This is a genomic window from Yoonia vestfoldensis (genome assembly GCF_002158905.1).
Classification (GTDB): domain Bacteria; phylum Pseudomonadota; class Alphaproteobacteria; order Rhodobacterales; family Rhodobacteraceae; genus Yoonia; species Yoonia vestfoldensis_B.
Map to the genome: position 1 here is coordinate 837,269 of NZ_CP021431.1, position 13,050 is coordinate 850,318.

Here is a 13,050-nt window from a genome sequence, read left to right on the forward strand (position 1 = left end):
CGCGATGCCATATATGGGCTTTTAGAGAACGCCAATGAAAACGCAAAAAAGCGAAACTAGCACTACAAGAAATCCATCACAATTTTATGTTTCACTCTCTGGCCAAACTAAGCCGTTAAAAAATTCGTATCGCTCTATCTTGAAAAGGTCGAGTCTTCTCACAGCTTTTCCCTTAGCCGCCTGTGGTATTAGCACAAATACTAAACAAGAATTTACGGTTTCCGAAACGAGTATAGGGCTTTGGCAAGTTGCTTCAAACTTTGGAGCCGTTGATGTCACTTTTTCAGAGGATGATGAGAGTAATCTTTTATTTAATGCGGCTGAGTCAGACACTGGTGTGTCTGTAGGTTCAGTTGAAATTTCCCAATTAAAAGTTGATAGTCCAACGTTTCTCGATGTAGCGATTGCTGATCAACAACACGATAATGGCTTCAAGATCATTGGCGTTGGGGATGTGACCTTTTCATCAACAGCACTTCGAGAAGGTTTTGAAGACAGCACATCGGCGCTCATAAATGTAGAATTGACCGGTGGGGACCTCATATTTGATTTGCCGCCAGACGATAATGACACTCTGATACTGATTGATGGATCTTTAATTACATTAAACGGTGGACGCCTAATTGTTGATGACGGCACTTTAGATGCTTCCGCTGCAGTCGTATCCGGTGTGACGCGGAGCGATGGTATCGTGCTAAACTCCAAGCTCATATTGACTGCAAGCCAAGCGAAAGAACTTACAGATGCAGGTGTGTCAATCACACGCGGCGAGACGAATGATCCCAACGAAATCGATGCAGTCTCTGTGGTTCAGATCTTAATAAAATCCTCTGAAGACACTGCAGCCTTAGAAGCGTTGACTTCTGGCAATGCAGATCGGCTTGGATTGTTAGTGTCGCAAAACACGTTCGGCGAAAAGCCGTGGTTGATCATTGCAGTAGATCCGGAGTTTGAACAGTCCGAGGAAAACGCTGCTGATGTTGAGCGGGTTTTCGATGTGATTGATACAAAGGCTGATGTTATTGAGCAAGCGACGGGCCGGTTGGAGGAGGATGGAACACTTACATTGCCTCAACGCGGCAGTGATAAAGCTGACGACGAAGCCACGTCGACAACGCCTTCCCCACCCCCGCCTGCACAGCCACAACTTTCCCTGTCCACCACATCTGAAAATATAACAATTACATCCGATTTAACGGCGGAACTATTGTTTTCGGATAACACAAAACTTTCTGACCTTGTTGGAGGCACACCAACAAACCTCACAACATTATCAGCCATTGCAACGGGCCAGATATATGCAAAGACAAGCAGCGGCGGTCAGAGTGCCACTTCCAACCAAACCATTACTTTAGGAACGACTGGAAATGACACGATAGATCTTTCAACTTTGGGAAGCGGCGTTGATTATATCCTCGCAGGTGATGGCGACGATATTATCACCGCAGGCGCAAGCAACGATCATGTAATTGCTGGCGATGGGAATGACATAGTAACCGGAGGACCGGGCGCAGATTCCTTGTATGGCGGAGCAAATAACGACATATTTTTGATTCTAGATGAAGATCATCATTCGGTTGGCGAGGTAATCAACGGTGGTGATGGATTAGACGTTATTCGTTATTCCGCAACTGATGGCGGCACATTAACCCTAACGGTGGGAACATCGGTTGAGCAAGTTTATATCTCGGATGCCAGCGGCGATAGAACTGGTACGACTAATGAAAATGTTGATGCTTCAAACTTACTGAGTGCCGTGTCTCTTTTGGGCAACGATGGTGATAATTCGTTAACAGGTGGCGCTGGTTCAGACACCCTATCAGGCGGCGCAGGCGCAGATACACTGATTGCAGATGACACAGATACCAACGTGGACGGTGGTGCTGATGCAGACGTGATGCAGCTGGCTCTTGATGCAAGTTTTCTTGCGAGTGAGCTGGCAAATATTGAAACAGTCGAACTTGTCGCAGATGCCGAAGTAACCGTCGATTATACCGATGTCATCGGAACCAGTAATATTGAAACGGTCACTGGCGTTAACGCCGGACCAGAAATTGAGAAGCTTATCATCATTGGCGCATCGGCTGGTGACGGTACAGTTACTCTCGACTATTCCACAAATCTGACGCTCACAGATGTGTTGCTTGAAGTCCAGGGTGGTACCGATGACGAGGCGATTACAGGGACAGCAGGAGATGATAAACTTGACGGTGGCGCTGGTTCAGACACCCTATCAGGCGGCGCAGGCGCAGATACACTGATTGCAGATGACACAGATACCAACGTGGACGGTGGTGCTGATGCAGACGTGATGCAGCTGGCTCTTGATGCAAGTTTTCTTGCGAGTGAGCTGGCAAATATTGAAACAGTCGAACTTGCTGCAGATGCCGAAGTAACCGTCGATTATACCGATGTCATCGGAACCAATAATATTGAAACGGTCACTGGCGTTAACGCCGGACCAGAAATTGAGAAGCTTATCATCATTGGCGCATCGGCTGGTGACGGTACAGTTACTCTCGACTATTCCACAAATCTGACGCTCACAGATGTGTTGCTTGAAGTCCAGGGTGGTACCGATGACGAGGCGATTACAGGGACAGCAGGAGATGACATTTTAAATGGTGGGGACGGCAATGATACGATTAATGCTCAAGAAACTGATACGATTGATGGCGGCAATGGTACGGACAGAGCTGTTTTTAGCGCTGCGGTAGGGGCGGCCCAATTACTGGACGAGGATCTTGAAAATGTAGAAAACGTCTCAGTTGAGGGATCATCGACATTTGATTTTAGTGCACAAACAGAAGCTTTAACTATTACTGTAGATGAATTTTTCCAAATCGTGACGGTTAATTCTGGGAATACAGAAATTAATCTTGGTGGATATTTCAACTCCATCTATGGATTGGGTGTTGGCTCCGACACTGTAATTCAAAACAGCGCACATTCATTTAATGCTATTTATGCATCAGGATCAAATACAGTCACCTTAAACGTGTTGGTTGGTACTGGTGTTATTGTATATGAAGACGATACGAAAGTTGCTGTCGATCTTGATATCAATGCAAGCCAGTCAGTAGAAAGGATAATATTTGCAACTGAGCAAGAACGAGATCGCACAGGAAGATCCGATAATCTTATTGGCGGTGCTGGGGATGACCGATTTCATTTTAAAAATAAAGATTATTTAGTTGGTTCTACCATATCAGGTGGAACTGGAAGCGATGGGATTAGATTGGAAACCACTGCTTCTAATTCTATAACCTTGTCTGACGCTGATTTCGTCAATATGACGCAAATGGAGATAATTGATAATGTTGGCGATGGCGCACTCGATGTCACTTTGGGAACTAATGCCAGCGCAGTGTTTAGCAACGGTATTGTTGTGCGGGCTACCAGTTATGACAATGGGACAGGAGACGACAAGGAGCTAACCTCTAATGCAACTACGTTAACATTAAACGCCACTGATCTTACCGTGCAGTTAACGGTCTATGGCACGAACGGTGACGATCAAATTACTGGAAGCGCTGGCGATGATACGATTGTGGGTGAAAATGGGCATGATACGATTAATGGTGGCGGAGGAGACGATAGGATCATTAGTGGCGCGGGAGATGACATAATTACTGGTGGTGTTGGAGCGGATACTTTTGTGATCACGTCTATCGTCAGTAACAACATCGACAGTATTACTGACTTCCAAACTACGATCGATGATATTGAGCTTTCCGCTACTGATTTAAATGATGAGATCGGGGCTGAAGTTTTCGCTGCCGGAAATGTGGTCGGAACAGACGCGGGTGCTTTCATTGAGTATCTTGACGGTGCAGGCGATGTGGCCGCAACCGGTGTACCTGGTACGTTCATCTATAACGCTGATAACGGTAGACTGAGTTTTGACAAAAACGGCGACACTTTTTATAATGATATGCATGGCGCCACATTCGATAACTCAGACGACATCTGGGTCGCAAATTTGGGTGCAGGCGCGACTGGCGATATTGTTGCAGCTGACTTTACCATCATCGCCTGATTGCAGGCTGACCTGTCCCCAGAGGCTCCCTTATTCATGACCAGGCTGAAGTGCTTGACTTAGACTTTGATAGTGGATCGCGCTAAGCAATGGATGTCCGTATCTTTCGTCTAGGCAATAAATTGGCTGCGCACGTAGTGCATTGGAAACCATGCATGGCTTTGGTTATCGGTTCAATTTAAGAGTGCAACTTCCTGTGTAGGGCACATCGCTCAGACGTAACTTTAAGAAAACACCAATCTATAGAAAAGAGAGAAGGATTGAGCTCAGCGGACATGCGCATTTTATTGGATCGCATCAACGATGGTACACGATCCAGCTTTATCTTAAGTGTAGAGCACAAGTTCTGAGCATCAGCCTTAAACACAAGCAATACGCGTGTTTGTGAGACACAAAGCAGCGCCTAGGCATTCGAGCTATGCCTGTCGGCACTTCGAGCAACCCCAAATGCAGCTGACGCACTGTGTTCCATATTCGTGTGAAAAAGGCTCAAAACTCAGCGTAGCGCAGTAACCCTAGTAGCTCGCTACACTTAGCGCCGACGCAACTTGGTCACCCTCTACAGCCTGCGCACAGACGGTGTGTGACACCACAATGTTCAGCTGCCGGATATTGGGCCCTGTGTGCCCTGTGGCTTGAGCCTGTCATAGTCCGCCTGTGATGTTGCAGTTGATGCAGCTGAGGGCATGCCGCCACCTGCAGAGTCTGGCGTAGCTTGTTGTGGCGTGGGCACATTTAGTTTTGGAGCAGGCGGAGCTGCAATAGCTTTGCCAATACGCGACTTTGGCTGTTTCTTTGCTTTGATGTCGCCGCCTTTGAGCCGTGTGTCCAGCTTGTTGACCAAGAAACTTGTGGTGTTGGAAAAAGTCTTAATGTCTTCAATAGCTTGATCCAGTTGAACACTAGCCGAAGCCTTTTCAATCACATCTATCAATCTGCGCAGTTCATCACGGTCATCCATGCGCAACACCCAGCATAGCAAAATGGGGTGATGTAAAATCATCACCAAGCTTCTGTAAGTACTTCCCGCTAAAAATCCGCAGCGCAGATTTTTGTGGCTGCAGAACCCATTTCGGGTAGTGGATCATACCGCCATCCGTTCTGGCGCACGCCATACTGCCTCTGACTGTTGCGCGATGGCCCTGTCACACAGCACCTTTAGGTTTGCCAAACGCTCACCCCATGCTTGATGGTCTGGCTGATCACTAGCCGCCAATCGCGCTGCATAATACCCAAGCTTGCTGGAGCAGATGCTCAGGGTTTCCACACTGGGTTCTGTGTTGTGATAGCGGAGTACGCGGATGTAGCCCTCACTTCGTCCCAGCCAACTGTGACAGAACTCCGGTGTGTTCTGCACAATGCCCGTTGCGATCAACTCATCGCGCATGTGTTCTAAAAGTCTGATGCTCATCCAATCCTCCAATGCGTTGTTTGCATTGTATTTATCTCATCGCTGCTGAGCCGGCGTATTTATCCAGCAGGCTTTCCATCCAATCTTCACACTGCCGTTTCTGCCCTGTTTTGCGTGTTCGTTGATAAATAAACACGGAGAACCACATGGGATTTGAGCAGCGCAAACAAGAACGACAGGCATTGGTACAGTATCTGCTGGCACAAAACTGGGATGTGTTCGGCACGCTCAAGTTTGTGAACGGCAGGACCATTGGCAGAGAAAGCGCCAACAAACTCCTACGCAGCTACTGGAACAAAGTGGATCGCGTGATCTATGGCAAAGCCGCTGAGCGCCAGAACATGCGGGTGCCGCGCTGGTGCTTTGCACATGAGGGCGCGGATCATGAGAACTTTCATGTGCACTTCGTAATGCCAAGCCCACTGCAGGACACGGAACAGACATGCTGTTTGCTCAATGCAATCTGGGCGCAGCATCACACTCAAACAGCGCCACTTGTTAAAAACTGGATCATGCCCGCGCAAGACCGCGCGGCTGTGACGAGCTATGTTACCCACGAGTATTGGCGCATGGGCAGCGAGACACTTTTGGACGAACTATGTTGGGACAGAACATCGGCCGATACCATGGCGCCGTATAATCATGCACAGCAGGCACATCGCATTACAAGGGCAGCCAGCCCACTCTGGCTACAGCAGGCACAACAGGCATTACACACACAACAGGCACAATATGAGGCAAGCGGTGATTTGCAGATGATGGAGCGTGGCTAAGCCCCTTCGCGCAGCAAACACCTGAGCAGCTTGAACAACACAGATGCCAAAGGCGCAGGTCTTGGCACATCCTTGTTCACGAACAGTTGTTCAAACACAGATGATAAGACGAAAATGTTCAAACACAAAACATCAACAAACGCTCAAACGAAGATGTTCAAACACAGTTGAAGTTATACAGCAGACACAGCGTCAGCGGACCGAACCGTTAGACGCTTTTTTTATGGGCGTAGCTTCGGTGCGGATCGCTGATCAACTATATGCAAATGAGGATGAACAACACCGCCAATGCTTAGAGCTGATCAATAATTATGCAGTAATATTAAATTAAATCAGATACTTGAAAGTCTTTCCGGTAGTCCAAGCATCAAAGTGAACATACGCTTTAGCTGTAAATACGCAGCAAGGAGCGCATATGACACATCTCGCAAAACTTACATTCAAAACAGTTGATCGCAGCACCAAACGCGATCCTATTATTGCCCGACGTGACAAACTGATGGCGGGGCTTAAAGAGCAAGTGTTGGTGCATGCAGCCGCACTCAAAAAAGAAGACCATCGCGTTGAACGGCATAAGTGGATGACCAACGACATAGGGGAACGTGTGATGGTCAAAGCCATGCGCACAGTGCGCCCTTGGTTCTTTGCACAAGATAGCGGTTGGTATGTGCAGTGCCGTTATGGGGCGCGTGTGATCGCAGCCGACGGTAACAACAACGCTGTGTTTGTGAAGTCATTGGCTGAGGTGATTACAGTTCTTGATGCATTCCTCAATGCAGCTGGGGCAGGGGAGCTGGATGCGGCCATTACCAAGGTCGCTGAGCGACAATCGCGCATAAAGCCCGGCGCTGCCAAGGCCGCTGCGAATGCCTGAGGTCAATGCGAGCAAAATAGCAGCACTTAATGATCAAGCACGGCGCACCTTTACAGGATGCCGGACTGTCATCACCCTAGGTGTGCAGGCATTAGACGATCTATCAGGCCTTTTGGATAAAGTTCGTCGCTTTGATGCATTTACGCCTGACAATGACCCATACGGTGAGCACGACTTTGGGTCATTTATCCATGGCGGCCAAACTATTTTTTGGAAGTTTGACTACTACGACTTGGACATCACCATGCATTCGCCAGACCCAAGCGATCTCACCGTGACCGCACGTGTGCTGACCATCATGCTAGCAGATGAGTATTGAGATCACGGATCATCCCGACACAAACACAGCATTTCTGCCCTGCACAAAGTCAGCACTATTCCCTGCGCCAGCAACACAAATACGACTCAAACACAGTGATCAGGTTTACAGTTCAAACACAGTGTTTTGATCTACTGCGTCAAACATACATGTTGCAAACACTGTGTTTGCCATCTTTGCCAAACATACCAAATCCAAACACAGTGTTTGCCTTATTACCTAATTCTATCAATTACTTAATCTTTATCGGCGCAGGGCTTTTGGGAATTCTCCCCGCCCTACGTTTTCAATATATTGCTCTGCAGTGCGCAAATATCGGTTGGTTTGGTTTGCGATACGGGTGCGGGCTTGCTTGTTGTGGGCATCCGTTTTGATCGCGGCGTGAGTGCGTGTTTCGCCATATTTTGGTGGTGCAAGAATGTTTGCGCGAAACCCAGCTAACACACCTAAATCGTATGCAGATGTGTCCGGGTGTGCGCAGCGTAAATCCCAAATAGTCAAAACCTTGTGCAGCGTATGCGCAGAAACATTTGTGTAAATTGGGTATTTTGCAGACGAAGTCTGCTTGGGTAGAGCTACCGGCACGATCGCATGTGCGTGCATGTGCAGGGCTTTGATCTCTTCTTGAATCTGGCTCAGCGGTCTTTTTGGATCAATGTGATACAATAAGGTAGAGCTCGAAGGGTCTGCGCCATCCTGCTCAATCAATGCCGTCTTTTCTGCAAACAGCCCTTGATGGCATTGCCACCACGTTAAAAAGTCGCGTTCAAAAATATTCCCAAAATCTTGATAAAGCCCCGCAAGTTCACCACGGCCTGATGTTGCACAAATTTGCTGATAGCCGGTGTTACGCATCAAAAAAGCCCACCACCAATAATAAATGGACGCCTTGTAGGGCTCAGCATCTCGATATGGCAGATTGCGCCCCCCTCGAAACCTTCGCTGTGACACCATGTGAATAATGGGTGGCGCTGTCTTGAAGCTCAGTATGTGCCGCGTTGCATTGGCCTTGTTTGTGACCATGACTCCATCTCCCTCCGGTGGAACATGGAGTCAAAATCTCGGCGATGCGGCGCAGGCCCTCGGCGGCGATCTGTGATCCATCGCGGTCGAAGACTTCCTTCAGCTTGCGGCGCGCGTGCGCCCAGCAATGGGCCACCTGAATGGGATCGCCGCCCTTGCGGGTCGGCTTGGTCAGCCGGTTGTAGCCCTGGTATCCGTCGATCTGCAGGATGCCGTCAAAACCTATCAGGAATGTTTCGGCATTCTCGCCCGCCCGACCGGGTGCATAGAAGTAGACCACACCGGGCGGGTCCTCACCGCCCCATGGCCGGTCATCGCGGGCAAGAGCCCAGAGATAGCCGGTTTTGGTCCTTCCGCGACCCGGATCCAGCACCGGGGCGGTGGTTTCGTCCATGAACAGCTTGTCTGATCGTTTCAGGTGTTCACCCAGCCGGTCGACGACGGGCTTGAGGTGGAATGCCGCCTTACCCACCCAATCGGCCAGCACAGCGCGGTGCAGATCGAGGCCTGCCCGCGCCAGGATCTGGCTCTGGCGATACAACGGCAGATGGTCGGCATATTTGCTGACCAGCACATGGGCGAGCGTCGCTTCTGTCGGCAACCCGCCCATGATTAGGTGGCAGGGCGCCGGTGCCTGGGTCACGCCGTTTGTGCAGGTCCGGCAGGCATATTTCGGGCGCACGGTGACAATCACACGCAACTGCGCTGGCACGATATCCAGCCGCTCGCTGCGGTCTTCACCGATCTTGTGCATGACGCCACAGCCACAAGGGCAGATCAGGCTGGCGGGTTCGATAATCTCTTCGATGCGCGGCAATGTGGCCGGTAGATTGCCGATGGTCCGCTTTGGCCCGGGCCTGGTTGCCGTCTTGCTATCTGCCTTGGCGGCAAGATGTTCCTTCTGCACCTCGACCTCGGCCAACGCGATGGACAGATCCTCAAACGCCAGCTGCCGTTCATCCTCGGTCAGCTTTTCCGACCGCTTCCCATGCAGGGCATGGTTCAACTCGGCAATCAGATGCTGTTGGCGTTGGGTAATATCCTGAAGTGCGGCGATCGTTTCCATCAAGGTCGCAACCACCGCGCGCTGCGCGGCAGGGATGGTGGAAAGGTCAATGACAGGCGTATCAATCATAGCCCGAGACTACGATTAAACCCCAGTAAAATCACGCAAAAACATATGGTTGATTCATTCTGCCGCAGCAGGTGGGCGCATCTCCAGCGCCTTGACCTTACGCCAGTCCAGACCGGCAAACAGGGCCTCAAACTGGGCGTGGTTCAGCGCCATCACCCCGTCTTTGATCGCAGGCCAGGTGAAGGTCATGTCTTCCAACCGCTTGTAGGCCATCACCAATCCGGTGCCATCCCAATACAAAAGCTTCAGCCGATCCGCCCGGCGCGACCGGAACACAAACACCGTGCCGGTGAACGGATCCTTACGCAGCACCGACGACACGATTGCCGCCAGACCATCATGACCTTTCCTGAAGTCCACAGGTTGCGTCGAGACCAGAACCCGCACGCGGTTTGACGGGAACATCATGGCCGCGCCCCGATTGCCCGCACGATCTCGGCAATCCGGTCAGAACTGGTGGTGCCATCGACCCGGATTGTCACACGACCTATCGCAATCTCGATGGGTTTACAGGACAACCCGTCAGGCTTTGTGAGCTGCCCGGCGACAGCCGGCACATCCGCACCGCCGCCACCATCCGACACGACGATCGGTGCAAAACAGAAGCTGTCATCTTCAACCGCAGGCAAAACCAACCGGCCGTCACGTGCCCGACTACGCCATTCCGATAAATGGTTCGCCCGCAGCCCATACCGCGCCGCAACTTCATTCACGCTCACACCTGGCTGCAAGCTCTCAGCAACGATCCGCGCCTTTATCTCTTCCGGCCAGCGTCGCTGTCCGTTGGTCCTTATGTCCACCCCGTAATCCCGGAGAAACTCCAACGTAGTCGCCATCGCGAAACTCCTGCACTGATCTCCATCGCACATGGAATCGCAGGTCAGACAATCTGTTGGAAGGTGAGGGCCAGCGACCGCTTACGATACAAACGATGTAATCCGCATAGACCTTACGCCCTAAACCCGCATCCAACTGCTTGCGCATATCCGCGATGGCCAGCTTGGCTACATCGGAGAACTTCTTAGTCACAACAGGCAAGTCGTTTTTATGGCGGAACTTATACTCAAGGAATGTGTCGCGTGCGTATTCTTTAGCTTCAGAAACGTCACGCTTGCCTGTGCTGATGCGGATGGTGTGCCCGTCGATGTTGAACGCCGCCTGCCAACGTTTACTGCGCTCGCGCCTGTACACGCGAACTTCGCCGTCTAGTATCAGATGTGTGTCGTCGCGCAGCTGCCGCATGTTCTGCTCCTTGCAGCAACACTATGGCTCACGACACTAACAAGTCTAGAAAAGTGTGTTTTTTGATTGCTTTTATTTTTGTTGGGCGACTACAAAGTTTGAGGATCGTCGGGACCGAATGCGAATTTGGGCCACATAATTTGCTTTATTAGTTGGTTGATGCCTTCGATTAAGACGGCACGTTCCGGAACAGCAATGCCGGCTTTAGCGAATTGAGGAATGATGTACGCATCTAGTGCGATGTCGAGGATGTAGTCCGGATCCATGTCGTCCGGTGCCCATTCGATTCCTGCGAGATCGTGATCAATATTAGACATAATCCAACCTACTGGGTCTGCTCTAAGGTTCTCAAAATCATCCATTACTCTCTCCAAGGGACATATGAGGTTTCAGGGTAATTCATCAGGCCGATTTACTTTCATCCATTCGTGCCATGCCTCATAACCTTCGAGGGCCATCATTTCATAAATATAGCCAAGGTTTTCGGGGTCTTGATTAGATTTTTTCAGAAGCTCGCATAATTTATCAAAATTCGGAATTCCCCGCTCAGATTTCATATCGGCTCCTATATGGCTACGAATTCGCTTGATAAAAAAATAGGTGAAACGCCCATCCTGTGTCTAGGTGTCACGGACCGTGTTCCCCCAAAACTCTGCCAACACAGTGTTTGCGACACAGCGCACGAACACTGTGTTCAACACAGCGAATCCGCGTATCAACACGGTAAAAAGTGTGTGTTTGGTGTGTTTTTGAAATACACACGCTGTGCGTGCATTTCGAAATGCTATGTTATTGATTTTATTGGTTTAAATGGTGCCCAGGGGCGGAATCGAACCACCGACACGAGGATTTTCAAGACTTGTGTTAATCGTAAGATATTGATCTTAAATAGATAATCAGCACGAAATAGCGGTGTGCTATATAATGTGCGATGTTGTTCAATTTGACCATAACCAAAAACGCTGTGTTCAACACAGTGTTTCAAACGTAGTCGCAAACATAGTGTTTGGCAACTTTGCAAATACGGCCGTAGCAGGGTAACACAAATATTACTCACCCCTTGAGAAAGCAAACCCTGATGCTACTAGCTGTTATTCGAAAGTACTTACTCATAAGCTTTGCTACGTTTCTACTTGTGTCATTCTCTGTAGTTGTGGCTGTGGCCGATACAGCTCAAATTAAAATCAACTACGTTATCGGTGATTATGAGATTGAAGAAATTGTAAGTCAGAAGAGCGTCACCTTCTCAAACTTCGACCTTGGAAAAAACTTAGGATTTCAAGATAAGCCAGTTTGGTTTCGTATCGATGTAGAATCAGATGATGTGGCTGACGAAGCAGCGTCAAGCAGCCAGGCACAGGTCTTGGATTATACCTGGCAAAATCCTTAGCAGAGGCTTTTGGGGCGAATCTAACTGTCAAAGAAAGCAATAATCAGTTTGTAGTGAGCCTATCACTCGTAAGCGCTATGTAGCATATGTAGCATTTGTATCCAGTTAGGCGCTATCTTAATCACATGAGGTGCCCATGACTACGATCGCTTTGGTAGAAGATAACGATGATCTAAGAGAGTTTACAGCTCTATTCTTAGAGCAACATGGCTATACTGTTCTACAGTGCGAGGATGCAGAGAGCTTCTTTGAAACAAACGTACCAGTGAGCATTTTTATCATTGACCTAAACTTACCTGAAATGGACGGCTATTCTTTAGTGCAATCAATTCGAGCGAGCGATCCTGAAGCCGCAATCATTATTCTATCTGCGCGTGATTGGGATGATGATATCGTGAGAGGATACGAACTTGGTGCTGACATTTATCTTACCAAGCCAACAAACCCAGCGATACTGTTGTCGACTGTGCGGCGGGTCGCGCAGCGCCATTCAGGACTAAATGCACAACAAGTGGGTTTGTGCGTAGATCGGAGTACTCAGGTTATGCAATTTGACCAAGCAAGCTGTTCGATATCTGCCAGCGAATTGGCTATTTTGCATCGTCTATCCATCGCTGGCGCACGTGGCTTAGAGCGGTTTGAAATGGCTGAAGTACTAGATCTCGATCTAGACCACGGCTCACGGAAGGCCATTGATGTGCGGATTGTCCGGCTTCGCAAAAAGCTTGCGGCACTTGGCTGTGCCAAAAGCACCTTGGAAACAATGCGAGGCTACGGCTATCGGTTAAACTTGCCGATGAAATTTACCAATTAGTTGGGATGTCTGAAGCGATACTCCCTTAGC

Annotated in this window: 14 protein-coding genes and 1 pseudogene; 6 read left to right on the forward strand and 9 right to left on the reverse strand. The window is 49.4% G+C overall.

The features are described 5' to 3' along the window. Nucleotides 1–34: 34 nt before the first annotated feature. Complete coding sequence (locus LOKVESSMR4R_RS04075; protein WP_087206424.1) at nt 35–4,039, forward strand: beta strand repeat-containing protein; 4,005 nt, start codon at nt 35–37, stop codon at nt 4,037–4,039. Between the two features lie 598 nt (nt 4,040–4,637). Here LOKVESSMR4R_RS04075 and LOKVESSMR4R_RS04080 read toward each other — a convergent pair. Both LOKVESSMR4R_RS04080 and LOKVESSMR4R_RS04085 read right to left on the reverse strand, forming a co-directional pair. Then, the gene (locus LOKVESSMR4R_RS04080) at nt 4,638–5,000 is read right to left on the reverse strand and encodes a hypothetical protein (RefSeq protein WP_157898118.1); all 363 of its coding nucleotides are present in this window, start codon (nt 4,998–5,000) and stop codon (nt 4,638–4,640) included. 123 nt (nt 5,001–5,123) lie between these two features. After that, entirely contained in the window at nt 5,124–5,450 is a 327-nt protein-coding gene (locus tag LOKVESSMR4R_RS04085; protein WP_087206426.1) for a DUF6626 family protein, read from the reverse strand. 146 nt (nt 5,451–5,596) lie between these two features. Here LOKVESSMR4R_RS04085 and LOKVESSMR4R_RS04090 point away from each other — a divergent pair, with 146 nt between their 5' ends. From LOKVESSMR4R_RS04090 to LOKVESSMR4R_RS04100, 3 genes are all read left to right on the forward strand, one after another. Next, entirely contained in the window at nt 5,597–6,223 is a 627-nt protein-coding gene (locus tag LOKVESSMR4R_RS04090) for a hypothetical protein (RefSeq protein ID WP_087206427.1), read from the forward strand. Nucleotides 6,224–6,638: 415 nt separating this feature from the next. Further along, entirely contained in the window at nt 6,639–7,097 is a 459-nt protein-coding gene (locus LOKVESSMR4R_RS04095) for a hypothetical protein (protein ID WP_087206428.1), read from the forward strand. Beyond that, nucleotides 7,090–7,416, forward strand: a complete 327-nt coding sequence (locus LOKVESSMR4R_RS04100) for a DUF3768 domain-containing protein (RefSeq protein ID WP_087206429.1) — start codon at nt 7,090–7,092, stop codon at nt 7,414–7,416. The genes LOKVESSMR4R_RS04095 and LOKVESSMR4R_RS04100 overlap by 8 nt, the downstream gene beginning before the upstream one ends. A gap of 243 nt (nt 7,417–7,659) precedes the next feature. Here LOKVESSMR4R_RS04100 and LOKVESSMR4R_RS20025 read toward each other — a convergent pair whose 3' ends face one another. From LOKVESSMR4R_RS20025 to LOKVESSMR4R_RS20035, 7 genes and pseudogenes are all read right to left on the reverse strand, one after another. Then, nucleotides 7,660–8,271 (reverse strand): hypothetical protein, encoded by a 612-nt coding sequence (locus LOKVESSMR4R_RS20025; protein ID WP_157898119.1) that lies wholly within the window; start codon nt 8,269–8,271, stop codon nt 7,660–7,662. 202 nt (nt 8,272–8,473) lie between these two features. Continuing rightward, a pseudogene (gene tnpC / locus LOKVESSMR4R_RS04105) lies at nt 8,474–9,505 on the reverse strand (IS66 family transposase); the annotation flags it as partial. Between the two features lie 123 nt (nt 9,506–9,628). Beyond that, on the reverse strand, nt 9,629–9,982 hold the full coding sequence (tnpB, locus tag LOKVESSMR4R_RS04110) for an IS66 family insertion sequence element accessory protein TnpB (protein ID WP_087206430.1): 354 nt from the start codon (nt 9,980–9,982) through the stop codon (nt 9,629–9,631). Next, nucleotides 9,979–10,410 (reverse strand): IS66-like element accessory protein TnpA, encoded by a 432-nt coding sequence (gene tnpA, locus LOKVESSMR4R_RS04115; protein ID WP_087206431.1) that lies wholly within the window; start codon nt 10,408–10,410, stop codon nt 9,979–9,981. The genes tnpB and tnpA overlap by 4 nt, the downstream gene beginning before the upstream one ends. Next, entirely contained in the window at nt 10,310–10,816 is a 507-nt protein-coding gene (locus tag LOKVESSMR4R_RS20560) for a hypothetical protein (protein ID WP_087206432.1), read from the reverse strand. The genes tnpA and LOKVESSMR4R_RS20560 overlap by 101 nt, the downstream gene beginning before the upstream one ends. A gap of 89 nt (nt 10,817–10,905) precedes the next feature. Beyond that, nucleotides 10,906–11,178 carry a hypothetical protein gene (locus LOKVESSMR4R_RS04125; protein ID WP_157898121.1) on the reverse strand — a complete coding sequence of 91 codons (273 nt, stop codon included), beginning with the start codon at nt 11,176–11,178 and terminating at the stop codon, nt 10,906–10,908. A gap of 27 nt (nt 11,179–11,205) precedes the next feature. Beyond that, entirely contained in the window at nt 11,206–11,373 is a 168-nt protein-coding gene (locus tag LOKVESSMR4R_RS20035; protein WP_157898122.1) for a hypothetical protein, read from the reverse strand. 521 nt (nt 11,374–11,894) lie between these two features. On the opposite strand from LOKVESSMR4R_RS20035, the gene LOKVESSMR4R_RS04130 reads away from it, so the two are divergent. Together LOKVESSMR4R_RS04130 and LOKVESSMR4R_RS04135 are read left to right on the forward strand one after the other, a co-directional pair. Further along, entirely contained in the window at nt 11,895–12,206 is a 312-nt protein-coding gene (locus LOKVESSMR4R_RS04130; protein WP_087206434.1) for a hypothetical protein, read from the forward strand. Between the two features lie 136 nt (nt 12,207–12,342). Beyond that, complete coding sequence (locus tag LOKVESSMR4R_RS04135; RefSeq protein WP_087206435.1) at nt 12,343–13,020, forward strand: response regulator transcription factor; 678 nt, start codon at nt 12,343–12,345, stop codon at nt 13,018–13,020. The last annotated feature ends 30 nt before the right edge of the window (nt 13,021–13,050 follow it).